At 49.1% G+C, this 24,041-nt stretch carries 15 protein-coding genes and 1 pseudogene; 11 read left to right on the forward strand and 5 right to left on the reverse strand.

Going from position 1 to position 24,041, the window contains the following annotated elements; genetic code table 11:
* Nucleotides 1-24 precede the first annotated feature (24 nt).
* Entirely contained in the window at nucleotides 25-579 is a 555-nt protein-coding gene (syd, locus tag ACX9GV_RS03555) for a SecY-interacting protein (protein WP_473197070.1), read from the forward strand.
* Nucleotides 580-1,395: 816 nt separating this feature from the next.
* Here syd and ACX9GV_RS03560 read toward each other — a convergent pair.
* A complete protein-coding gene (locus tag ACX9GV_RS03560; protein ID WP_037384963.1) occupies nucleotides 1,396-2,649 on the reverse strand; it encodes an MFS transporter in 1,254 nt (417 codons plus the stop codon).
* 135 nt (nucleotides 2,650-2,784) lie between these two features.
* Here ACX9GV_RS03560 and ACX9GV_RS03565 point away from each other — a divergent pair, with 135 nt between their 5' ends.
* The 5 genes and pseudogenes from ACX9GV_RS03565 to ACX9GV_RS03585 all read left to right on the forward strand — a co-directional run bounded on the left by ACX9GV_RS03565 (nucleotide 2,785) and on the right by ACX9GV_RS03585 (nucleotide 13,361).
* Nucleotides 2,785-3,111 (forward strand): YqcC family protein, encoded by a 327-nt coding sequence (locus ACX9GV_RS03565; RefSeq protein WP_023491883.1) that lies wholly within the window; start codon nucleotides 2,785-2,787, stop codon nucleotides 3,109-3,111.
* A 309-nt stretch (nucleotides 3,112-3,420) separates the two neighbouring features.
* Nucleotides 3,421-9,434, forward strand: a pseudogene (locus ACX9GV_RS03570) (alpha-2-macroglobulin family protein).
* Nucleotides 9,435-9,491: 57 nt separating this feature from the next.
* Entirely contained in the window at nucleotides 9,492-11,861 is a 2,370-nt protein-coding gene (gene pbpC / locus ACX9GV_RS03575; RefSeq protein ID WP_473197071.1) for a penicillin-binding protein 1C, read from the forward strand.
* A gap of 261 nt (nucleotides 11,862-12,122) precedes the next feature.
* Nucleotides 12,123-12,869, forward strand: coding sequence for a tRNA pseudouridine(65) synthase TruC (gene truC / locus ACX9GV_RS03580; RefSeq protein ID WP_473197072.1), 747 nt, complete (start codon nucleotides 12,123-12,125; stop codon nucleotides 12,867-12,869).
* Nucleotides 12,870-12,911: 42 nt separating this feature from the next.
* Nucleotides 12,912-13,361 (forward strand): flavodoxin, encoded by a 450-nt coding sequence (locus ACX9GV_RS03585; protein ID WP_473197073.1) that lies wholly within the window; start codon nucleotides 12,912-12,914, stop codon nucleotides 13,359-13,361.
* 107 nt (nucleotides 13,362-13,468) lie between these two features.
* On the opposite strand, the gene ACX9GV_RS03590 is transcribed toward ACX9GV_RS03585, so the two are convergent.
* From ACX9GV_RS03590 to map, 4 genes are all read right to left on the reverse strand, one after another.
* Nucleotides 13,469-13,858 (reverse strand): DUF3461 family protein, encoded by a 390-nt coding sequence (locus ACX9GV_RS03590; RefSeq protein ID WP_473197074.1) that lies wholly within the window; start codon nucleotides 13,856-13,858, stop codon nucleotides 13,469-13,471.
* 256 nt (nucleotides 13,859-14,114) lie between these two features.
* On the reverse strand, nucleotides 14,115-14,939 hold the full coding sequence (dapD, locus tag ACX9GV_RS03595) for a 2,3,4,5-tetrahydropyridine-2,6-dicarboxylate N-succinyltransferase (RefSeq protein WP_023490011.1): 825 nt from the start codon (nucleotides 14,937-14,939) through the stop codon (nucleotides 14,115-14,117).
* A gap of 42 nt (nucleotides 14,940-14,981) precedes the next feature.
* Nucleotides 14,982-17,645 (reverse strand): bifunctional uridylyltransferase/uridylyl-removing protein GlnD, encoded by a 2,664-nt coding sequence (gene glnD, locus ACX9GV_RS03600; RefSeq protein WP_473197075.1) that lies wholly within the window; start codon nucleotides 17,643-17,645, stop codon nucleotides 14,982-14,984.
* 96 nt (nucleotides 17,646-17,741) lie between these two features.
* Nucleotides 17,742-18,536, reverse strand: a complete 795-nt coding sequence (gene map / locus ACX9GV_RS03605) for a type I methionyl aminopeptidase (protein WP_473197076.1) — start codon at nucleotides 18,534-18,536, stop codon at nucleotides 17,742-17,744.
* A 355-nt stretch (nucleotides 18,537-18,891) separates the two neighbouring features.
* Here map and rpsB point away from each other — a divergent pair, with 355 nt between their 5' ends.
* The 5 genes from rpsB (at nucleotide 18,892) to ispC (ending at nucleotide 23,764) form a co-directional block, all read left to right on the forward strand.
* The gene (gene rpsB / locus ACX9GV_RS03610) at nucleotides 18,892-19,617 is read left to right on the forward strand and encodes a 30S ribosomal protein S2 (RefSeq protein ID WP_473197077.1); all 726 of its coding nucleotides are present in this window, start codon (nucleotides 18,892-18,894) and stop codon (nucleotides 19,615-19,617) included.
* Nucleotides 19,618-19,733: 116 nt separating this feature from the next.
* Entirely contained in the window at nucleotides 19,734-20,585 is an 852-nt protein-coding gene (tsf, locus tag ACX9GV_RS03615) for a translation elongation factor Ts (RefSeq protein ID WP_023490015.1), read from the forward strand.
* A 213-nt stretch (nucleotides 20,586-20,798) separates the two neighbouring features.
* On the forward strand, nucleotides 20,799-21,524 hold the full coding sequence (gene pyrH / locus ACX9GV_RS03620) for a UMP kinase (protein ID WP_023490016.1): 726 nt from the start codon (nucleotides 20,799-20,801) through the stop codon (nucleotides 21,522-21,524).
* A gap of 255 nt (nucleotides 21,525-21,779) precedes the next feature.
* On the forward strand, nucleotides 21,780-22,337 hold the full coding sequence (frr, locus tag ACX9GV_RS03625; RefSeq protein WP_473197078.1) for a ribosome recycling factor: 558 nt from the start codon (nucleotides 21,780-21,782) through the stop codon (nucleotides 22,335-22,337).
* 230 nt (nucleotides 22,338-22,567) lie between these two features.
* The gene (ispC, locus tag ACX9GV_RS03630) at nucleotides 22,568-23,764 is read left to right on the forward strand and encodes a 1-deoxy-D-xylulose-5-phosphate reductoisomerase (protein ID WP_473197079.1); all 1,197 of its coding nucleotides are present in this window, start codon (nucleotides 22,568-22,570) and stop codon (nucleotides 23,762-23,764) included.
* Nucleotides 23,765-24,041: the final 277 nt, after the last annotated feature.

Consider the following 24,041-nt stretch of genomic DNA (forward strand, 5'->3'; position numbering starts at 1 on the left):
AGTTTATCGTATGTGAGAAAAATTATGGACTATCACCATGAGGTAGCGCACGCATTGGGTGAATTTACTCAGCGCTATGTTGATTATTGGCAGCAGCAGCGTGGTCATGCTCCTGCAAGTGAGGAGCTGTATGGTGTGGCCTCCCCTTGTATTGTCGAAAATCGCGGGGATACCGTATTGTGGCGGCCGCAACCTTTTACCCCAGCAGCCAGTTTGGTTAAGGTCGAACAGGCGCTGGAAATACAATTGTGCCCGGAGATTCATACTTTTTATACTCAACAATATGCGGGTGACATGAGCGCCATGTTGGGGGAACAGGCGCTTACACTGCTCCAAGTGTGGAGTGAGGATGATTTTATCCGCCTGCAGGAAAATTTGATTGGCCATTTGGTGACGCAAAAGCGCCTTAAACTTCCACCTACTTTATTTTTGGCGACGACAGAATCGGAAATGGCTATGGTATCGCTGTGTAATGTCAGTGGTCATGTGGTGCTGGAACAGTTTGGTAGTACAAAACAGACATTACTCGCTGATTCACTCGGTCACTTCCTGGGTGCTTTACAGCCGACCTTGGGATAGCGCTTGGTTATTATCGCCACAGCGTGTGAGATATATCTTACAAAACCTGTAAGAGATCGCTTTTAATTTTTTTATTCCCATGGTTTTTTTTAGGGTTATTTTCATTAAAATCAATTCATTAGGCTTATCTTGAAATGAATGTTGGATAAAGCTCGGTGTAATCCATCCTACATGACCTTGTAGCCGGGAGAGAATTAAGCGATCTTATACGCATCGGACAGGAGTCTGTAGGAATGGAAAACATCAGGATGATGTGACTTCAGGAAGAAGAAAAGGATGCACTCAGGGAGAGTGAAAAGGAACAAGCTTCAGGATGACGCTTAGGATATTTCAGGGTTGAATTTAGGGACACCTCCGGGAAAGAGATTGAGTACCAGCACAGGAATGTTGGTGAGTCAGGAAGACCAAGGAACTTCGTCAGGATGATGTCACTTCAGGAAGAAGAATTGGATACACTCAGGGAGAGTGACAAGGACAAGCTTCAGGAAGAGGTTTGGAATATTTCTGGAATGAAATCAAGGACACCTCCAGGAAGGAGAACGAGAGCCAGCACAGGAATGTTGGTGGGTCAGGAAGACTGAGGAACAGCGTCAGGATGATGTTATAGGAATTTAGCAAGGATTGTTTGGTCAGGATGGCCGAAGGAAAAGTTTTCAAGGATCGAGCAGGGAGCATACTTGTAGCGGGATAGCTATAAAACGAACCGGGGGCACTGCATTAGCAGTGCCCCCCTTTTCTTTTGGTGCGCATGGTGACAAGGCTATACCCAAATTCCATCAAGATGCCGTCAGCTTGATTGACTGTGGGTATAAGGTGTTAACCAATGGCGCCTAATGAATCGCCGGAGCCTTGTTTTTTGGGTGATGAGTTCTTGGGTAACAGGAACAGCGTGGCGATAATATCTAATAGGTAAATACTCGCCAGCAGGCTGATAGCAGCAGTAAAGGAAACCTGTGTAACCAACGCGCCAATGACCAATGGCCCAAACCCACCAACACCCCGCCCCAGGTTAAACAGGACATTTTGTGCGGTAGCACGAGCCTGTACCGGATAAGTATCAGAAATTAACGCACCATAACCGCCAATCATGCCGTTAACAAAGACACCCATCAAGGCACCAGCGAACAGCATTAATGTAGGATCGCTAAGCTGCGCGTAGCAAATGACCATCACTGTTGCGCCGCTCTGATATATCACAAAAATGATCCAGCGCGGGAAACGGTCAGCCAGTATACCGAACAACCAGATACCAAAGGTCATCCCAATAACTGTCACCCCTGTCCAGATACCCGATTTGGTGAGTGAAAAGCCAAAGTTTTTAGACAGATAGGTAGGCATCCAAATCATTAAGCCGTAATAGCCAAAGTTTTGTACTGAACAAAGAATAAATATCCCCAGACTGGCTTTGCCCGTGGTGCGATCTTTAAACAGGAGTTGTAAACGTTGAGTGAAGGATAGCTGTTGTTCGCTGGGTTGTTGTTGTACGAACGCCTCTGGTTCACCCATGGTGCGGCGGATAAAAAAGGAGACCAGGGCAGGCAGCAAACCCACCAGAAACATGCCACGCCAGCCAATGTAGGGTAACAACAACGGGGTAAGGAACGCAGCGGCCAATACACCAAGTTGCCAACCCATACCCACATAGGCAGAGGCACGGTTGCGTTTTTCTGCAGGCCAGGCTTCGGCAATCAATGCCATACCAATACCAAATTCACCGCCGAGCCCTATGCCAGCCAAGGTGCGGTAAGCGAGCAGATCCCAGTAACCGACAGCAATAGCGCAAAGGCCGGTAAACAGCGAAAACATCAAAATGGTGATGGTTAATATACGGATACGGCCAAAACGATCACTGAAATGGCCGAAAATTACACCACCAATCACTGCGCCTATCAGTGTCCAGGTAACCAGAGAACCGGCTTGTGATGAGGTAAGGCCCAGTTCAATGGAAATCACTGGGAGCATAAAGCCGAGTATCAGTAGATCGAAACCATCCATTGCATAACCGGTCACTGAAGCTAACATAGCTTTAGCAGGTGTGGCGTGATTCTTAGTGGGGGAAGTTGCGGGCATTTCTTTTATCATAATAGGTAGTTAGTTAGGTGCGCTATTGTGCCGTGCCTTGGTGTTGTCCACCAGATAAAATTAGGGCGTCAGCGTTAAAATGCCTTGAGTCGATAATCAGGTCGAAATAACTTGGGATTACAGATGAGTCTACAAAATCAGGTTCGTTGCAGTTTGCAGGAGATTGAACAAGCCATGCGCGAGTTAGCATGGTGGCAGGAGATGCCACCCGCAGCGGAAGCCTTTGCCAGTATCGAACCTTTCTGTGTCGATAGCATGTTGGCTGAGGAGTGGTTGCAGTGGGTTTTGTTACCTAGAATGAACGCATTGTTGGATGCCGATGCGCCTTTGCCAACCCGCTTTGCTATCACGCCTTATTTTGAACAGGCATGGCAGGACAAACAACCAGAGTGTTTGCCACTATTGGTGCTGCTGCAACGACTGGATAACTTGCTGAATAAAGAGCCTTAGTGATGAAGTGATAGGTTTTTGCCCGTCAGCTTCGGCAAATTACAGCCACCATGCTGCCGAATAACCCCATCAATTTCCCAGCAGTTTGATTGACAGCAGGTATATGCGAAGCTGCACGCAATTTATGCGATATTAATGTTATTGAGTCTCCATCTTTCAATAAAAATGATGGATAATCCATCGCTTAGCAGTGTCGCTATGAGTGGTCAGGGAAAGAGCGTTATGAACAAAAAAGACCTATTCCCTCGCTTGAAGTGCGATGGGTAATAACATAACCGCAGGTATCAAGGATTCTAAGGTGCTGAGATAATGGATTTACTAAAGTTTCTCCTCCGTTTGCCTTTTACGTTGATAAAAGGCGTGTTTCGCTTATTGGCGATAATCCTTGGCCTGTTGGGGCGGTTGTTCAAGCCGTTGGTGGGTAACCTGGCCTGGAGTGCACCTGGCTGGTGGACGGTATTTTCAGGTTGGGTTAAACGTGTTTTTTTGCGCCTGGAAACTGGGGTGGATAAACATCCGGGAACGATCAGCCTGATACTGCTGGTTTTATTATGTATCGCCGGTGGGGGTTACTACGGTTGGCACTGGTGGCAAAACCGGCCGCAGCCCATAGAGGCAGCCCCAATGGTCTATCAGGAAACCAGTGTCAGGGTTTCCGACCCTCAACCGATCAACTTTACGGTGCAGAAAGCCGCACTACAGCAAGTAACGCTCACCTTTAAAAACTCGGTGGCTCCGTTAACTGATGCCGGTAAAGTGATCGATAAAGGGGTGAAAATCACGCCCGCTATTGAAGGGCAGTGGAAATGGGACAATGCCTGGACATTGGTTTTTACCTCCCAAAAACCATTGCCAATGGGGGGCAGCTACGAAATCAATCTTGACCCATCGGTGCTGTTGGCACCACAAATCAAGCTGGCTAATACGCGTTATACCTTTAATGTCCCTGCCTTTGATTATCAACTTGGTCAAGCTGAGTACTATCAGGATCCGCAAGATCCGCAAAAGCGTAGTGCAATCTTTAACGTCAAATTCAATGCCCCCGTCGATGTGGCCAGCTTTGAGAAACAGATAGCCATGGGGTTGGTTGAAGCTAACACCAAGTCTGAAAAACCGCTCAATTTCTCCGTGATCTACGATGAGAAGAAACTCAATGCCTGGATCCATTCGCAGCCTTTGATGGCACTGGATCATGGTGGCAAGGTGCATCTGGTATTAGGGTCAGGCATCAAGTCAGTGGTAGCGGCCAATAGTATTACAAAAACCAAGGAAAACTGGGTTGCTATTCCGACGCTGTATAGTCTTGCGGTGAAAGAAGTCAGTGCTCAAGTGGTGAATAGTGATAGTACCAACAGCCAGCGTGCGTTGGTGGTTGCCTTTAGCGATGCCGTAAAAGACCAGGATGTTGGTCAAGCGGTTAAAGCCTGGTTACTGCCACAACATCACCCTGATGATTCCGAGGCCAGTCAAGATCCTGACGATTTTTACCATTGGTCTGAGGTCGGCGACATTGATAAGCGCATTCTGGCGCAATCGACAGCATTGGTTTTGACCTTGAATGAGGCGGAAGAGGTTTATCAACCGCAGTTTAGCTTCAAATTCGATGCTCAAGCTCACCGCTTTATGTTGATAGAGGTCACGAACCTGATGACCTCATCCGGTGGTTACAAAATGCCGGACAGGGTTTATCGCATTGTAGAGGTGCCGGATTACCCTAAGACCTTGCAGTTTATGTCCCAAGGTTCGCTGTTATCGGTTAATGGTGATAAACAAATCAGCGTAGCAGCGCGTAATGTGCAAGGTTTACGTCTGGATATTAAACGAGTGATCCCAAGTCAATTACAGCACATTGTCTCGTTTAAGAGCAGTGAGTACTCTTCGGCGCAGTTCAACCAGCTTAATGATGAATACTTTACTGAACATTTCAATTATCAAACCGTTATCAACAATGATAAACCGGGTGAAGTGAGTTATCAGGGGGTCGATCTTTCTCGTTACCTCTCCACCAATTCCGATTCTCACCGTGGGGTGTTCTTGCTGACCCTTTCCGAATGGCAACCAGAGAAGAAAAAAGCGCAGACGGTGGAAGAGGGGAGTGAACAGGATCAACTGGCCGGGGATGACTTGCCGAGTTCAGAGGATCAGTCACCTGCCGCAGGGGATTCACGCTTTGTGGTGGTGACGGATTTGGGGATTATTGCCAAGCGTTCGCAAGATAAAACCCGTGATGTATTTGTACAATCCATCAACACTGGGGCACCGGTCAGTCATGCTGAGGTCTCGGTGATTGCCAAGAACGGTGTCACCTTGCTGAGTCAGGTGACTGATGCCAATGGGCATGTCCGTTTCCCAGCATTGGATGTGTATACCAATGAACGCCAACCAGTGATGTTCCTGGTGGAAAAAGAGGGGGATGTGTCGTTTTTACCCACCAGTAGTAATAATGACCGTGGGTTGGACTTTTCCCGTTTTGATATCGAGGGTGAAGAAACACCGGTTGATCCGCGTACTTTGAGCAGCTATCTCTTCTCTGATCGCGGAGTGTACCGGCCAGGGGATACGTTCAATATCGGTTTAATTACCCGAGCGGCAGACTGGAACATTGCCCTGACCGGGGTACCGGTACGGGCCGAGATCCGTGATCCGCGCGATAAACTGATGATGACCGTGCCATTAACCCTGAGCAGCAGTGGTTTCAATGAACTCAGCTATACCACGGATGAAAATGCGCCAACGGGCGAGTGGAATGTTTACTTATATCTAGTTGGTAAAAATAACGAGGCTTCCACTTTCTTGGGTCACACCTTGGTCAATGTGAAAGAGTTTGAGCCTGACCAGTTAAAGGTGAAGCTGACATTAACGCCGAATCGCCAGCAAGGCTGGGTTAAGCCTGCTGAATTACAGGCCAACATTGATGTACAGAATCTGTTTGGTACCCCGGCCCAGGATCGGCGTGTTACCTCCAAGCTGACCCTGCGGCCAATGTATCCGCGTTTTGATCAGTTCCCAGATTATACCTTCTATGAAAACCGCCAGAATAACGATGGTTTTGAAACCCAGTTGGAAGATCAGACTACCAACGAGCAAGGGGTAGCCACCATCCCATTGGGCTTGAAATCTTATGCGGATGCCACTTATCAACTGCAATTGCTGTCAGAAGCCTTTGTGGCTGGCGGTGGGCGTTCAGTGACTGCCACAGCGCGGGTATTGGTTTCACCATATGATTATCTGGTCGGTGTGAAAGCTGACGGAGACCTGGGCTATATCAACCGGGGAGCCGCACGCCATCTGAACGTGATTGCCGTTGATCCTGCGCTGAAACAAGTGGCGCTGCCTGACCTGAAATTGGTGTTGATTGAACAGAGATATATCTCCGTACTGACCAAACAGAACTCCGGTGTTTATAAATATCAGTCGAAGATGAAGGAGGTCCAGCTTTCAGAGCAATCACTGGCGTTGACGGAGCAGGGCAACGATATCACTTTGGCGACCGAGGCACCGGGTGATTTTGTGCTAGTGATTGAGGATGCAGAAGGTAAGGTACTTAACCGTATCGCCTACAGTGTGGCGGGGAATGCCAATCTTAGCCGCTCATTGGATCGCAATGCGGAGCTGAAGCTGAAATTGAACCAGGGCGAATATAAACCGGGTGAAGAAGTTGAAGTTTCGATCAACGCACCTTATACCGGTAGTGGTTTGATTACGATTGAAAAAGACCGTGTTTATGCCTGGCAGTGGTTCCATACGGACACCACCAGTTCGGTGCAGAAAATATCTGTGCCGGCCGAGATGGAAGGTAACGGTTATATCAACGTGCAGTTTGTACGTGATGTGAATTCCAGTGAAATCTTTATGAGCCCGCTGAGTTATGGCGTTATGCCATTTAAAATCAGCACCAGTGGCCGTAAGAACAGCCTGCAAGTGTTGGCACCGGAGGTGATTAAACCGGGCGAAGACCTGACCATAACGGTAAAAACTGATGGTCCACAACAGGTAGCCCTGTTCGCTGTTGATGAAGGGATTTTGCAGGTGGCGCGTTATCGCCTGAAAGATCCATTGGAGTTCTTCTTCCGCAAGCGGCAACTGAGTGTTGAAAGCTCTCAGATCCTTGATTTGATCCTGCCGGAATTCAGCAAATTGATGTCGCTGTCGGCGGCTCCTGGTGGTGATGGGGGGAAGGATTAGATCTCAACCTGAATCCGTTCAAACGTAAACGTGACAAGCCGGTGGCCTATTGGTCTGGTATTACCGAGGTAAATGGCGAGAAACAGTTCCATTACCCGGTACCGGATTACTTTAATGGCAAAATCCGCGTGATGGCGATTTCGGTTACGCCAAGTAAAATCGGTAATACGCAAACGTCCACTACTGTGCGTGATAATTTCATTATGACGCCGAATGTCCCTTCGATGGTGGCACCAGGGGACGAGTTTGATGTCAGCGTCGGGGTGAGCAATAACCTTGAGGGGGGCAATGGCACGCCAGTGGCGATTACGGTGCATTTGACACCGCCACCGCAATTGGAGGTAGTAGGTAATGCTGAGCAGAGCCTTTCTTTGGCAGCCAAGCGTGAGGGGGTAATCAACTTCCGCCTGCGAGCCAAAGCGGCATTGGGGGATGCCCCGTTGACGTTTGATGCCCGCTATGGCGATAAAACCAGCCGTCGCACTATCAGCACATCAGTCCGCCCAGCGATGCCATACCGTACACAATCGCTGATGGGACGGATGAATGGCAGTAGCCAGAATATTGATCACTTGCGGCAGATGTTTGATGCTTATGCACAGCGTAGTGCAGCGGTATCCCATTCACCATTGGTATTGAGCCATGGTTTGGCACAGTATTTGGCGGATTATCCTTATTACTGCTCTGAGCAGATCGTCAGTCGCTCGATCCCGTTGATCATGCAGAGCCAACATCCGGAAATGCAGAGCGGCCTGAGCCATGCTGAAGTCAGCCAACAATTGAAAAACCTGCTGGGTGTATTGCGTTCCCGTCAGAATGACCGGGGCGCCATTGGGGTTTGGCGTTCTTCACCAGAGACTGACCCATTTGTTACACCTTATGTGGTGCAGTATCTATTGGAAGCCAAAGCAGCGGGTTATGCATTGCCAGAAGGGATGCTGGAAGATGCTAATGGTGCATTACGTGAGTTGGCCGCCAGCGGTGATAGCGACCTTTATCACTTGCGTCTGCGTACCTGGGCGATTTATCTGCTGACTTTGCAGGGCGAACTCACTACCAACTCGTTGGCATCGGTACAGGCAACATTGCAGAAAATGTATCCAGATAGCTGGAAGACAGATTTGAGTGCCTTGTATTTGGCCTCCTCTTATCGGCTGTTAAAAATGGATGATGTTGCCAATACCTTGTTACAGCCAAGTTGGAAGCAATTGAGCAAGGCTTACGACAAAGGGTGGTGGACGCAGAATTATTTCGATCCGCTGGTGCAGGATGCTACACGCCTCTACCTGATTACCCGGCATTTCCCAGAAAAAATTTCTGAGATACCGCCGCAGGTACTGGAAAATATGGTCAAGGCGTTGCGAGAAGATCGCTATACCACTTATTCTTCGGCAATGAGTATCCTGGCGTTGGAAAGTTATTCTGCTCAGTTAGCAGCGCAGGCAGCTTCTTCAACGGAGACATTAACCATCACCCAGACCGGTAAATCAGGGGCGGTGGATCCGCAAGTGATTTCCTCGGTCGTCGGGCTGTTTGCTAAAGGGCAGTTTAGCGCCGATGCTCAGGCTATCCGCTTCGCCAATGCCAGCGATGCCCCAGCCTGGTATGTGGTCAGTCAGGCCGGCTATGACCTTGCTGCTCCGCAGAAAGCCATTACGCGCGGTTTAGAAATTACCCGTGATTACACCGATGAACAAGGCAAACCGGTTACTCAGGTGACCTTGGGGCAGAAGATTAACGTCCATCTGAAATTCCGGGCAAACTCGAAACAAGGGCAGAATAACCTGGCAATTGTTGACCTGTTACCCGGTGGATTTGAAGTGGTACAACAAACCGCTCCAGAGCCTGCCAGCGATGCAGGTGAAGAGAGCGAGAGTACGCAAGGCGGCTGGCAGTCGCCGTTGGCAGCCACGGGTTCAACTTGGGCACCTGATTACAGCGATATCCGTGAAGATCGGGTGATTATCTATGGTAGTGCGACGACGGATATCCAAGAGTTTATCTACCAGATTAAAGCGACGAACACCGGTAGCTTTGTCATCCCACCTGCTTATGGTGAAGCGATGTATGACCGTGAAGTACAGGCAATGTCTGTTGGGAGCGGTAAACTGGTGGTAGTGCCTGCGGGAAGTGAGTGACAACCTGAGCCCCGTGGTTAATACCCACCTCGGGGCTCAGTTTTGTATTGAGAATTGATGAAAATCTTCCCTGTTTCTTTTACTGCGGTTAAACGCTGGCTGCAGAATATTTTAATGGCGGTATTTTTGCTGGCGCTGGTGATCTTGGCAGCCAGGTTATGGCCTCATCCGCCACTTTCGCAGGGGCTCCCCCTATCCGCAGTTTATTATGACCGCCATGGCACACTAATGCGCATCACCTTGGCCAATGATGATCGTTATCGCCTATGGACACCGTTAGAAAAGATATCGCCGTTGGTGGTGCGGGGGATTTTGTTACACGAGGATCGCTGGTTTTATTACAACCCCGGTTTTAACCCAGTCAGTCTGTTGCGCGGTTTTTGGCGCAGCTATGTGGCGGGTGGCAAAATGCAAGGTGGGTCGACGATCACCATGCAGTTAGCACGCATGCATTGGCACTTGAATACCCGTACCCCAACAGGAAAATTGATGCAGGTGCTGCGTGCTATCCAATTGGAACTCTATTATTCCAAGGACGATATTCTTGAAGCCTACCTGAATTACGCCCCTTATGGGCGCAATATTGAGAGCATTGGTGCGGCGAGCCTGATTTATTTCGCCAAGACACCAGAAGACCTTACGCTGCCGGAAGCGTTGACACTGGCGGTGTTACCACAATCCCCCAGTTACCGTATTGACCCTAAGACCGGGGTGTTGGGGGCGGCGTTGACCCTGGCACGTAATCGTCTTTTTCAGCGCTGGCAAGGGATTTATGTGACTGATAGCAGCCAGAAAGCCTGGTTCCAGTTGCCTTTGGCACTGCGCCAACCGGAGCAAATGCCCTACATTGCGCCGCACTTTATTGAGCAATTGCAGCAGCAGACACAACGGTTGGTGCAGTTAGATACTCGTGTGGAGACAACGCTAGATGCCGGGCTGCAACAGCTGATTGAAAAACAGGTGAATGCATTTATTAACCGTAATCAAAGCCGAGGCATACATAATGCTGCGGTATTACTGGTTGATAGCCGTGATATGGGGGTGCGTGCGCTGGTAGGATCTGCTGATTATTATAACCGAGGGATCCAGGGGCAGGTGAACGGTACCAATGCCAAGCGCTCCCCCGGTTCCACACTGAAGCCCTTCATTTATGCGTTAGGCATGGAGCAGGGGGTATTGCACCCCATGACCATTTTAAAGGATGTATCCTCTTCTTTTGGTGCCTATGCGCCAGAGAATTTTGATCGGCGTTTTCTGGGGCCGGTGACGGCAACTGATGCTCTGAATTTCAGCCGTAATATTCCGGCGGTGTATGTGGCTTCGCAACTACGCCAGCCAACGTTTTATCAGTTCTTAAGTTTGTCCGGCATCGCCAATCTGGCCAGTGAGAACCATTATGGACTCTCATTGGTGCTGGGGGGCGGTGAAGTCACGGTACAAGAACTGGCTAAGTTGTACGCCATACTGGCTAATCGAGGTTTGCTGCGTCCATTACGTATGCAGCAAAGTGATGCTTCCCCCCAGCAGCCGATACGGTTACTGAGTGAAGAGGCCAGCTTTATGACGTTGGATATGTTACGCCAGCATCGCCGGCCAGGGGATACCTTGGCACAGCGCTCATCCGCTTTACCGGTCTATTGGAAAACCGGTACCTCCTGGGGGTTCCGCGATGCCTGGAGTGTCGGTATTTTCGGGCCTTATGTGCTGGTGGTGTGGGAAGGCAATTTTGACAGCAAAGGAAATAACGTCTTTGTCGGCGTTGATGCGGCGGCTCCGCTGTTTTTCAACATTATCGACAGTATTAATGCCAGTTACCCGGGGATTGAGGAACCCAAGCATCGGTTCCCGAAGCAGTTGAAACGGCAGGATATCTGCTTGGCTAGTGGTAACCTGCCTACTGAGTGGTGTCAGCAGAAAGGCAAAACCTGGTTTATTCCTGGCAAGTCGCCCATTAAGGTGGATACGGTCTATCGCCCGGTGGTGGTGGAGATTGAAAGTGGTGAAGTTGCTTGCCCACCGTATGATAAATCGCAAACGCGTCTTGAGGTTTTTGAATTCTGGCCTTCGGATTTGGCCAATGTTTTTGCGCAGGCAGGTTTGCCCAAACGGACTCCGCCAGTAAACCATTGCCAAGATGGCACACCGCTGGTGAGTGGTAACCCACCGCGCATAACGTCGCCACTTAAAAATACCACTTATACCCTGAGGCAATCGCAACAGGGGCGTGACAAAATCGCCTTCAATGCCGTGACAGATGCGGACAGTAAAACGGTATACTGGTTTGTCGACGATATTTATCTTGGCAGCAGTAATAGTAAACAAGCCATTGATTGGCGGCCAATCAATAACGGCCAATATCGTATCAGAGCCGTAGACGACCGTGGTCGTGCCGATAGCCGCCTGATTACGATTGAACGGGTTAACTGACATGTTTTATACCCATCGCCAATTGAGCTGCAGCGGTGTTGGCTGCCTTTGCTCACCCGAATCACTTACTCTAGTAAGCTCATCGGGATTCGTTCAGTTGCCGCCTACCTGCAACTTGATTGAACTTGGGTATAGTGAGCAGGGCGGGGTAACAGCCAGGTAGCTTGAGTGGTGCCAAGTAACCCGTATTATGGCTTCAATCGGTTTGTTGAAGCAGCGATAAAAACAAGCCAGTAACAGGCATTATAGAAAAGTGTATATATGATTGTTTTATATCAAGATGAACATCTGATCGCCGTTAACAAGCCGAGTGGTTGGCTGGTACATCGTAGCTGGTTAGCTCGTCATGAAACCCAGTTTGTGATGCAGACAGTGCGTGACCAGATAGGCCAGCATGTCTTTCCGGTTCATCGTTTGGATCGTCCCACTTCGGGTGTCTTGCTAATGGCACTCTCCAGTGATGTCGCGCGTTTACTTTCACAACAGTTTGAACAGCACCAAGTGCAAAAAACTTACCATGCAGTGGTGCGGGGTTATGTGTTATCGGGTGGCACCGTTGATTACGCATTGACACAAGAATTGGATAAAGTGGCGGATAAGTATGCGGATCCGAATAAGGAGCCCAAGCCGGCCATCAGCCATTATCAACCGCTGGCGACGGTAGAAATGCCAGTAGCCATTGGTCGTTATGACACCGCACGTTACAGCTTGGTTGAGCTGAAACCGGAAACTGGGCGTAAGCATCAACTGCGTCGCCATATGGCTCATCTTCGTCACCCGATTATCGGTGATTCGGCTCATGGCGATCTGCGCCAGAACCGGGGGATGGCGCACTATTTCGCTTGTCCTCGTCTCATGTTGCATGCCAGCCATCTACAATTAACCCATCCGGTGAGTGGTGAGTTATTGTCTATTTCTGCACCGTGGGACGAGACCTGGCAGGGCGTGATGGCACAATTTGGCTGGCTCGATGTTGTTGCTGACAGCGTTGGGGCTGAGTTCTTATAACCACCTATTTTTTAAGTTAATAAAATCAAAGGAACGCGAATAATGGCTCAAGTCGGTATTTTCATCGGTACGGTTTATGGTAATGCTTTGCTGGTAGCCGAAGAGGCTGAGACAATTCTTCATCAACAGGGCCATCAGGTTAAACTGTTTGAGGAAGGCACCTTGGAAGATTGGCAGTATTATCGCCAGCATTATGCCTTGGTGATTACCTCGACCACTGGGCAGGGAGATTTGCCCGATACTATCGCGCCCTTATTTGATGCTATCCGTGATCAGGTTGGCTATCAGCCAGAGTTACACTACGGGTTGATTGCCTTGGGAGATAGCAGTTACGACAACTTCTGCGGGGGTGGGCACAAATTTGATGCCCTGCTGCAAGAACAAGGTGCTACGCGTGTCGGGGAAGTATTGGAAATTGATGCCATGGAACAACCAGAGCCAGAAGTGGTGTCACGCCCATGGGTAACGCAGTGGGGCACCTTGCTGAAATAACAGCCAACACACAAGTTCATTCAAGCTGCAGGGGCTGCAATTTGAATGAACCAGAAGATAAACGCTTTCGATATAGGCTGTGCTGTGAGTAAGGCTCAGCCTCTATTTTATTTTCCGCGGGTCAACTTTTCCAAGTCTGACTCGATCTCGGCAATTTTGTTAGAGACCACACTTTCCAGATGGCGTAAATCATCCAGAATTTTGCGTTTCAGATCGACTTCAATTTGCTCTCGTTGGCATAACTGGTCCAGTTCGTCGATGATATAGCGCAGGCTGGGGCTGATCTCATTGATCTCTTTGTAGCCTTGAGCAACATTATCGGCTACCACCGTTTTACGTTGGCGAGGGTATTTGAACTTGACGCTTTTGGCAAAAAATTCGCCCTTATCTTTGCGGAAATAAATTTTGAGAATATCGTTATTGGCTTCTTGCCGCAGGCTATAGCGGTCAATATCTTCTGGTTGATTGATTCCTAAGCTTTTCAGGTTGTCATACATAATTGGCCACCTTTTAATGAATAGACCGATTGTTTTAAGTCACAGTATGGTTAGCTGTCACTTACAATCTATAGGGTATCCCAACTGTTATTCAATTGTTAGTTTTGTTGGCTGAAAATTGAAATCCATCAGGGATATTCTACTGCCAAGGATTATGGTGAAAACAGCCGTCCGAGACTGTGACGGCGAGCGTAACGAAAGCAAAAAAAAGCGGGTGATTCACCCGCTATTCATTAATGTTAGTCAATCATTAATGTCAGTCAATGGTGCGCAATAGCTCATTAATCCCGACTTTAGCCCGTGTTTTGGCATCCACTTTCTTGACGATCACTGCGCAGTACAGGCTGTAGCTGCCATCTTTGGATGGCAAGTTACCGGAAACAACCACCGAACCTGCTGGAACACGGCCATAATGGATTTCACCAGTTTCTCTATCATAGATACGGGTGCTTTGGCCCAGATAAACCCCCATTGAGATCACCGCACCTTCTTCAACGATCACGCCTTCTACCACTTCTGAACGTGCACCGATAAAGCAGTTGTCTTCGATGATAGTGGGGTTGGCTTGCAGCGGTTCTAACACGCCACCAATGCCCACGCCGCCTGATAGATGCACATTTTTACCGATCTGGGCACAGGAACCGACTGTTGCCCAAGTGTCGACCATCGAGCCTTCATCGACATAAGCGCCGATGTTGACGTAAGACGGCATCAGCACCGTATTGCGCGCAATAAATGCCCCTTGGCGGACGGTGGCGGGTGGCACCACGCGGAAGCCTTCTTGCTGAAAACGCGCTGCATCGTAGTCAGCGAATTTCATCGGCACTTTGTCGTAATAACGGGTTTCAGCACCATCGATGACTTTGTTGTCGTTGATACGGAAAGAAAGCAGGACGGCTTTTTTCAACCACTGATGTGTTACCCATTGACCATCGATCTTCTCGGCAACACGCAGGGCACCGCTGTCTAGTAAGGCGAGCACTTGGTTTACCGCTTCACGCGTTACGGTGTCTACGTTCGCCGGAGTGATCTCTGCACGGCGTTCGAAGGCGCTTTCAATAACGTTTTGTAATTGCTGCATGCTGTTTTCTATCCTGATTTTATTAACGAAAGGTTACTTGTATCACATTTTATCGGTTGGATTGAGTGCTTCTGTCAACCGTTGTTCCAACTTTCTGCGTGTTTCTTCGCTTAGGGCACGCCGGTCATTCTCTGCCAGGATAAACAAATCTTCAACACGTTCGCCAATCGTCGAAATGCGCGCGCTGTGTAGCGATAGCGCAAGGTCGGCAAAGACTTCCCCAACCCGCGCCAGTAAGCCGGGTTGGTCAAGGGCGATCAACTCCAGGTAACTGCGACGGTTGGTGTGAGCCGGCAGAAAGTTGACCTCGGTGGGTACGCTGAAGTAGCGCAGCTTGGAGGAACAGCGGCGCACACGGGGTGGTTGGTAATCCTGTTGGGTGATCACTTGCTCCAGAGCATGGCGGATCACGGCATGGCGGTCCGGTGCCACGGGGCTGCCATCCGGCTCCAGAACAATAAAGGTATCCATCGCCATGCCGTCTCGGTTGGTAAAGATCTGTGCATCATGCACACTCAGGTTACGCCGATCCAACTCACCGGCGACGGCGGCAAACAGATAAGGGCGATCTTGACTCCAGATAAAGATCTCGGTACCGCCACGTGTTGCCTGGCTACTGACTAATACCAGCGGCTTGGTGGAATCATGGGGTAGCAGATGGCGAGCGTGCCATGCTAATTGATTCGGTGAATGACGTAAAAAGTAATCAGCGCGGCAGCGGCTCCAGATATGTTGCAGTGCCTCTTCATCGATATTATCCATGCGCAGTAGAGCCAGCGCCTGTAAACGATGGTAGCGGATGCGCTCACGCAGGTCCGGGCTGTTTTGCATGCCTCGGCGCAGCTGTTTTTCAGTGGCAAAATAGAGTTCACGCAGCAGGCTCTGTTTCCAACTGTTCCATTGTGTTTCATTGGTGGCGCAAATATCCGCTATGGTCAAGCAAATCAGGTAACGTAAGCGGATTTCACTTTGTACTTCACTGCTAAATTGCTGAATAACAGCAGGGTCTTGAATGTCTCGCCGTTGTGCGGTGACCGACATCAGTAGATGGCGACTGACCAGCCAGGCGACCAACTGAGTTTCACGTGAGTTCAAGCCATGTAATTCGGCAAACTCCATTGCGTCTTGAGCACCAAGAATGGAATGGTCACCACCACGCCCTTTGGCAATATCATGAAACAATGCCGCCAGCAGCAGGAGTTCTGGCTGTGGCAGGCGGGGGTAGAGCTCAACACAGAGCGGGTGGTGTGGGCGGTTTTCCTCGTTGGCAAAACTTTCCAGCTTTTGCAACACGCGGATGGTGTGCTCATCAACGGTATAAGCGTGAAACAGATCGAACTGCATCTGGCCGACAATTTTACTCCATTGCGGCATATAGGCCCACAATACACTGTGACGATGCATTGGCAGTAGTGCGCGGGAAACCGCGCCAGGATGGCGCAGAATAGCCATAAATAACTTTCTGGCGGCAGGGATATTGCACAAAGGTTGTGCCAGATGGCGGCGAGCATGACGTAATTGGCGCACTGTGGTGGAGTAGATGCCGGTGATCTCACGGTTGCAGGCCATCAGGTAAAACATGCGCATGATCGCCTCTGGTTGACGGATAAACAGCTGTTCATCACGCAGGTCAATCAAGGTGCCGCGAAGTTGAAAATCATCATCGAGTGGGTGTGGCTTTTCTGTGGTCTCTAACGCCAGAATAGCTTCATCAAATAGCTGCAATAGCATCTGGTTGAGTTCGCTGACGCGGCGCGTCATCCGATAGAAATCTTTCATCATTCGTTCTATCGGTTCATTACCTGTCCCTGTGTAATTGAGTAACTGGGCGACGCTGAGCTGGCGATCAAAGAGCAGCCGATTATCGTAGCGTGATAGCACCAGATGTAACGCAAAGCGGATACGCCACAAGAAACTTTGACACTCATTTAATTCGTTGCGTTCAGCTTGCGTCAGGAAACCGAATTCCACCATTTCATCCAGAGAGGTTGCACCAAAATGGCGGCGAGCCACCCACAGCAGGGTGTGGATATCGCGCAGGCCCCCAGGGCTGCTTTTGATATCTGGCTCCAGATTATAACTGGTACCGTGATAGCGCTGATGACGTTGCTGCTGTTCGAGAATTTTGGCATCAAAGAATTTTGGTGAAGGCCAGAAGCCATCACTAAAAATATGTTTTTGCAGTTGTAAGAACAGTGCAACATCGCCACAGATTAAACGGGATTCAATCAGATTGGTGGCAATGGTCAGGTCCGCCAGCCCTTCTAGCAGGCACTCTTCCAGGGTCCGTACACTGTGACCTACCTCGAGTTTCAAATCCCACAGCAAGGTGATGAATTCACTGACCCCGGCGGCTTGTTTGTCGTCCAGCGGTGTCTGGCTGAGTATCAGTAGGTCAATATCAGACCATGGATGCAGTTCACCCCGGCCATAGCCTCCAACGGCAACCAGCGCGGTTTCGGGGATATCGGCAAATCCGTAGAATATCCACAGCCGGCGCAGGAGCTGATCAATAAATTCACTACGGGCCGTTACCAGGGGTTCAACAGGAGAACCCGCATTGAATGCTGACTTGAGCCAAAGGTGAAATTGCTCAAGGTGTTGTTTAAGCGCGATGCAGTTAATTTCTGCATCGCCGTAGGTGTTAGGGTATTCCGGTGACGGCGGCGTGTTGGCTGTCTCTGGTTCACAATTATTTTCAGACATGATTCACAGCCCCTAAAAAGCCGGGTATAAACCGGCGTTAGATCACTGATCAAGCCGGTTATTAGAGAAATCTACAACAGGTTCTATGCTGATTGCCTACTCTTGGTGCGTAATAATGCGCGGGATGCTGTCATCCTTACGTAGTGTCATTATTTCACAGCCATTCTCAGTAACCACAATAGTATGCTCGTACTGAGCCGACAAGCTGCGGTCCTTGGTTTTTACTGTCCACCCGTCTTTCATGGTGCGAATCCGGTAATCACCCGCATTGACCATCGGCTCGATAGTGAAGGCCATACCTGCCTGTAATACTACGCCACCATCATCAGCATCATAATGCAGTACCTGGGGTTCCTCATGGAAATTTTCGCCAATGCCATGGCCACAATATTCACGCACGACAGAGAATTTCTCAGCTTCAACGAATTGTTGAATCGCCTTGCCCAGAGTGCGCAGGCGGATGCCGGGTTTAACCATCTTAAGCGCCAAATACAGGCTCTCTTGAGTAATACGGCATAGGCGATCACCCAGAATGGTGGATTTGCCGACGGTAAACATTTTCGAGGTATCACCGTGGAAACCGTCTTTGATGACCGTGACATCAATATTGACGATATCACCATCTTTCAACACTTTTTCATCACTGGGAATGCCGTGACAGACAACTTCATTCGCCGAAATACAAACAGATTTCGGATAGCCATGATAGCCAAGGGGAGCGGGGATGGCCTGTTGTTGATGAGTGATGTACTCGTGACAGATTTTGTCCAGCTCACCGGTGGTGATGCCAGGTTTGACGTAGGGTTCGATCATTTCCAGCACTTCTGCGGCCAGACGGCCTGCAACGCGCATTTTTTGTATGTCATCAGGTGTTTTGATTGAAATTGCCATGAATTAGTCCGCAGGTGTCGCCATTAATTGATATTAGGAATGAAAGGCTTTGACTTATGGTATCAGCCCTGTAGGTGGCTGCCAAATTTGATTTCCGATATGCAACAAAAGTTGGTGTCGCGGGCCGGTTTATGGTATAAAGCGCGCCGACAGATCCGCAGTTTGTACTGGTTGCTGACTAAGGGTCTAGTCATAGTATTTAACTGATAGTATTTAACTGCACTCATATTGTGTAAATAACACACACGTATCGGCACATCCGCCGGGGTGCCTTGAGATGGCTTAGGCCATTGTCGGGGTCGGCGTTATGGGATACGTGGAGGCATAACCCCAATCATTCTATAGAGGTTTAATCATGGCAACTGTTTCCATGCGCGACATGCTTCAGGCTGGTGTTCACTTTGGTCACCAAACCCGTTACTGGAACCCGAAAATGAAGCCTTTCATTTTTGGTGCACGTAACAAGGTTCACATCATCAACCTGGAAAAAACGGTACCAATGGCCAATGCTGCACTGGCTGAACTGACAAAAATTGCTTCCCGTAAAGGTAAGATCCTGTTCGTTGGTACCAAACGCGCAGCAAGCGAAGCGGTAAAAGAATATGCTAACAACTGCGATCAGTTCTTCGTGAACCATCGTTGGTTGGGTGGCATGCTGACTAACTGGAAAACAGTTCGTCAGTCAATCAAACGTTTGAAAGATCTGGAAATCCAGTCTCAAGATGGCACCTTTGACAAGCTGACCAAGAAAGAAGCGCTGATGCGTACTCGTGAATTGGACAAGCTGGAAAACTCACTGGGTGGTATCAAGGACATGGGTGGTCTGCCAGACGCTCTGTTTGTTATCGATGCCGATCACGAACATATTGCAATCAAAGAAGCCAACAACTTGGGTATCCCGGTATTCTCCATCGTTGATACCAACTCTGATCCAGATGGCGTTGACTTCATCATCCCTGGTAACGACGATGCCATCCGTGCAATCAAATTGTACTTGGATGCTGTTGCTACTGCCGTCCGTGAAGGTCGTTCTCAAGATCTGGCCGTTCAGGCGGAAGAAAGCTTCGTAGAAGCTGAATAATAAGGTCAAGCCCTTATTAACCAGGTATTGAATATGTTGGTTAGGGGGCCTATAAAGGCCCCTTTTACTTATCTGAATGAGAACTATCTCCGTGAGAGATAACCGAGGAAAAAGAAATGGCTGATATTACCGCTGCCCTGGTAAAAGAACTGCGTGAGCGTACCAGCGCAGGCATGATGGATTGTAAAAAAGCGCTGATCGAAGCTGCTGGCGACATTGAGTTGGCAATCGAAAACATGCGTAAATCTGGTGCGATCAAAGCCGCTAAGAAAGCAGGCAATGTGGCTGCTGATGGCGTGATCAAGACCAAGATTGACGGTCATTACGGTGTGATTCTGGAAGTTAACTGCCAGACTGACTTCGTAGCTAAAGATGCTGGCTTCCAGGCATTTGCCAACAAAGTGTTGGATGCGGCTGTGGCAGGTAAAATCACAGATATTGATGTGTTGAAAGCTCAGTTCGAAGAAGAGCGTATTGCACTGGTGGCTAAAATCGGTGAGAACATCAATATTCGCCGCGTTGCTTCCCTGGAAGGCGATGTGCTGGGTAGCTATCTGCACGGTGCACGTATTGGGGTTCTGGTTGCTGCGAAAGGTGCTGATGAAGAGTTGGTTAAACAACTTGCTATGCATGTTGCGGCGAGCAAGCCTGAATTCGTGAATCCTGAAGATGTGTCAGCTGAAGTGGTAGAAAAAGAGTACCAGGTTCAGTTGGACATCGCCATGCAGTCCGGCAAGCCAAAAGAAATCGCCGAGAAAATGGTTGAAGGCCGCATGAAGAAATTTACCGGCGAAGTTTCTCTGACCGGTCAGCCTTTTGTTATTGATCCAAACAAGAGTGTGGGTCAGTTGCTGAAGGAACATAACGCCGAAGTTGTTAATTTCATCCGCTTTGAAGTGGGTGAAGGTATCGAGAAGGTTGAAACCGACTTTGCTGCAGAAGTTGCAGCGATGAGTAAGCAATCTTAATACCTGTTAGTTAAGGAGCCGCCGTCAGGCGGTTCCTTTTATGCCCCAGTCAAGCAGTAGATAAGACGCTTTTGTATAGCTCGCTAAATCGAGTGGAATCGCTAGTGTTGTCATAAGAATCTACCGCTTGAATGATGGGGTATATACTCAGTAAAGGCGCGACATATCAGCCCAAACCTCCAATACAATTACTGCTTCTTAGGACAGAACACCATGGCAACCAATGCAAAACCCGTTTATCAGCGTATCCTACTCAAACTGAGTGGTGAAGCTCTGCAAGGTGCAGAAGGCTTTGGGATTGACGCTAGCGTTTTGGATCGCATGGCTCAGGAAATAAAAGAACTGGTCGAGCTGGGGATTCAGGTTGGTGTAGTGATTGGTGGTGGCAACCTTTTCCGTGGTGCTGGCTTGGCACAAGCGGGCATGAACCGCGTAGTGGGTGACCATATGGGGATGCTGGCTACCGTGATGAACGGGTTGGCTATGCGTGATGCCTTGCACCGTGCCTATGTGAACGCTCGCCTGATGTCGGCCATTCCGTTGAACGGCGTGTGTGACAATTACAGCTGGGCAGAGGCGATCAGCTTGCTGCGCAACAACCGTGTGGTTATTTTCTCCGCAGGAACAGGTAACCCGTTTTTTACCACCGATTCCGCTGCCTGCCTGCGTGGCATTGAAATTGAAGCCGATGTAGTATTGAAGGCGACTAAAGTAGATGGTGTATACTCTGCTGACCCGGTGAAACACCCGGATGCAACACTGTTCGAACAGTTGACTTATCAGGACGTGTTGGAGCGTGAGTTGAAAGTGATGGATCTGGCGGCATTCACGCTGGCTCGTGATCATGGTTTGCCAATTCGTGTATTTAACATGAATAAGCCTGGAGCGCTGCGTCGGGTGGTCATGGGTGAAAGCGAAGGCACGTTGATCAGCAAATAACCGCCGTTCTACCAAATTTAGCGGGAGTGTGTGTATCTGGCCTCATGGTAACGTTGCCGATAGCAGGCAACTGAATATGCTGATAGGCTTGAGCAAGCCGACGATTCAGGTGATTGAGCGCCATCAACACTTCTGTAGCTTGAAAGATCACGGGTAGATAACCCCAGGTGCTCTCTACCCATTAGAGTAAAATTCACGGGCTATACGTATTTGAGCTATGGCCTGCCAAGTAACCAGCTTTCAAGGGTTCGCAACGTGATAAATGAAATCAGAAAAGATGCCGATTCGCGCATGGGAAAATGCGTAGAATCATTCAAAAACCACATCAGCAAGATCCGTACCGGCCGTGCTTCACCCAGTATTCTGGATGGCATCATGGTGGAATATTATGGCTCTTCAACACCATTGCGCCAACTGGCTAACGTAACGGTTGAAGATTCCCGTACTTTGGCGATCAATCTGTTTGATCGTTCTTTGGGGTCAGCAGTAGAAAAGGCCATTATGGCTTCTGATCTGGGGCTGAACCCTAACTCTGCAGGCGCTGTGATCCGTGTTCCACTGCCACCGTTGACGGAAGAGCGTCGTAAGGATCTGATTAAGGTGGTCCGCGGTGAAGCAGAACAAGGGCGTGTTGCCGTGCGTAATGTGCGTCGTGATGCTAACGATAAAGTCAAAGTGCTGTTGAAAGATAAAGAAATCAGTGAAGATGAAGATCGTCGTTCACAAGATGATATTCAGAAAATGACTGATGCCTATATCAAGTTACTTGATGCTGCGTTGGCTGACAAAGAAAAAGAGCTGATGGATTTTTAATCATCATCATGTAGGGATAAGCGTCGCCTGAGCGGCGCTTTATTTTTTGTGGTATCTCATCCATGATAATTTGAGTTGCAAGGTTGCGGTTTGCGCATCGTGGTCTGCAATTTGAATGGTGATGGGTATAGCGTCCGTCTTATCATTTTTAGAGGTCACAGATAATCGCGACTACAGCTTTTATGCTCGATTATCTTGGATTTCATCGCACAGTGATTCAGAGCCTACTTATGAAGCAACTGACTATTTTAGGTTCCACCGGTTCTGTGGGTACCAGTACACTGGCGGTGGTCAGGGAGAATCCTGATCTTTTCGCGATTAAAGCACTGGTGGCTGGCCGTAATGTGGCGGTCATGGCACAGCAGTGTATTGAGTTTCGTCCAGACTATGCGGCTATGGCGGATGAAAAAGCCGCGAATGCGCTACGACTCCTGTTGGCCGAAAATGGGGTGAAAACCGAAGTATTGGCGGGCGAGCAGGCAGCGTGCGAACTGGCGGCATTAAGTGATGTCGATCAGGTTACTGCGGCGATTGTCGGTGCTGCAGGCTTACTACCGACACTGGCGGCCATTCGTGCGAGTAAACAGGTATTACTGGCGAATAAAGAGTCGTTGGTGACATGTGGTCGTCTGTTTATGGAGGCGGTCCAAAAGAGCCAGGCGCAATTACTGCCACTGGATAGTGAACACAATGCTATCTTTCAGAGCCTGCCAGAAACCATTCAGCGCCAGTTAGGGTATGGTTCTTTGGCGGAACAGGGGGTTTCACGTATCGTGCTTACCGGCTCTGGTGGTCCGTTCCGGTCTACACCATTGACGCAATTTGCCAGTATGACGCCTGATCAAGCCTGTGCTCACCCTAACTGGTCAATGGGGCGCAAAATCTCAGTGGATTCTGCCACCATGATGAATAAAGGTCTGGAGTATATTGAGGCGCGCTGGCTATTCAATGCTTCAGCTGAGCAAATGGAAGTTATTTTACATCCACAATCGGTGATTCACTCCATGGTGCGTTATGCTGATGGCAGTGTATTGGCTCAACTGGGCACACCGGATATGCGTACCCCTATCGCCCATGCTATGGCCTATCCACAGCGGGTTAATTCAGGCGTGGCTGCACTCGATTTCTGCCGTATTGGCGCGTTAACCTTCTCTGAGCCTGAACCTGAACGTTACCCTTGCCTTTATCTGGCGATTAAAGCCTTTGATGCCGGCCAAGCGGCTACCACAGCACTGAATGCAGCGAATGAAATTGCTGTAGCGGCATTCTTGCAGGAACAGATTCGTTTTACTGATATTTCAACGGTCAATCATAGCGTTGTTGAATGTTTAGCCCTGAAGGAACCCACTTCAATTGAGATGGTTTTAGACATAGACCGTCAGGCTCGTGAAATGGCTCGTGGTATGGTTCGTACACTCTGTATTTAGTGGTTACAGTCAGCAGCAACGGGTGAGTGGCCAGAGGATTGGAGGTAAGGCATCTTAATAAGTTTTAGTTCAATCGGTTACTAGCAGTCCGCAACTGACCTAAACTTGGGTATAATAGATCGTCTGATTTTGACAGGAATGCGTGTTTGCCATGCTGTGGCTGTTTGTTCAGGCTGTTATGAGGTGTTATAGTCTTTAGGATAATTATTGCGTTATCAGCCATAATTTAAGTTGCTGGTGTGTCGGCTGTGTTACTCGACTCATTTACGGATAGGCC

The organism is Serratia sp. 25CWL12, assembly GCF_055790885.1.

Excerpts from the sequence above, each read along its gene's own strand:
- ACX9GV_RS03590 (WP_473197074.1), bottom strand. The coding sequence starts at position 13,858 with ATGTATGACAACCTGAAAAGCTTAGGAATCAATCAACCAGAAGATATT.
- pbpC (WP_473197071.1), top strand. The coding sequence starts at position 9,492 with ATGAAAATCTTCCCTGTTTCTTTTACTGCGGTTAAACGCTGGCTGCAG.
- glnD (WP_473197075.1), bottom strand. The coding sequence starts at position 17,645 with ATGTCTGAAAATAATTGTGAACCAGAGACAGCCAACACGCCGCCGTCA.
- rpsB (WP_473197077.1), top strand. The coding sequence starts at position 18,892 with ATGGCAACTGTTTCCATGCGCGACATGCTTCAGGCTGGTGTTCACTTT.
- dapD (WP_023490011.1), bottom strand. The coding sequence starts at position 14,939 with ATGCAGCAATTACAAAACGTTATTGAAAGCGCCTTCGAACGCCGTGCA.
- truC (WP_473197072.1), top strand. The coding sequence starts at position 12,123 with ATGATTGTTTTATATCAAGATGAACATCTGATCGCCGTTAACAAGCCG.
- syd (WP_473197070.1), top strand. The coding sequence starts at position 25 with ATGGACTATCACCATGAGGTAGCGCACGCATTGGGTGAATTTACTCAG.
- tsf (WP_023490015.1), top strand. The coding sequence starts at position 19,734 with ATGGCTGATATTACCGCTGCCCTGGTAAAAGAACTGCGTGAGCGTACC.
- ACX9GV_RS03565 (WP_023491883.1), top strand. The coding sequence starts at position 2,785 with ATGAGTCTACAAAATCAGGTTCGTTGCAGTTTGCAGGAGATTGAACAA.
- map (WP_473197076.1), bottom strand. The coding sequence starts at position 18,536 with ATGGCAATTTCAATCAAAACACCTGATGACATACAAAAAATGCGCGTT.
- ACX9GV_RS03585 (WP_473197073.1), top strand. The coding sequence starts at position 12,912 with ATGGCTCAAGTCGGTATTTTCATCGGTACGGTTTATGGTAATGCTTTG.
- pyrH (WP_023490016.1), top strand. The coding sequence starts at position 20,799 with ATGGCAACCAATGCAAAACCCGTTTATCAGCGTATCCTACTCAAACTG.
- ispC (WP_473197079.1), top strand. The coding sequence starts at position 22,568 with ATGAAGCAACTGACTATTTTAGGTTCCACCGGTTCTGTGGGTACCAGT.
- ACX9GV_RS03560 (WP_037384963.1), bottom strand. The coding sequence starts at position 2,649 with ATGCCCGCAACTTCCCCCACTAAGAATCACGCCACACCTGCTAAAGCT.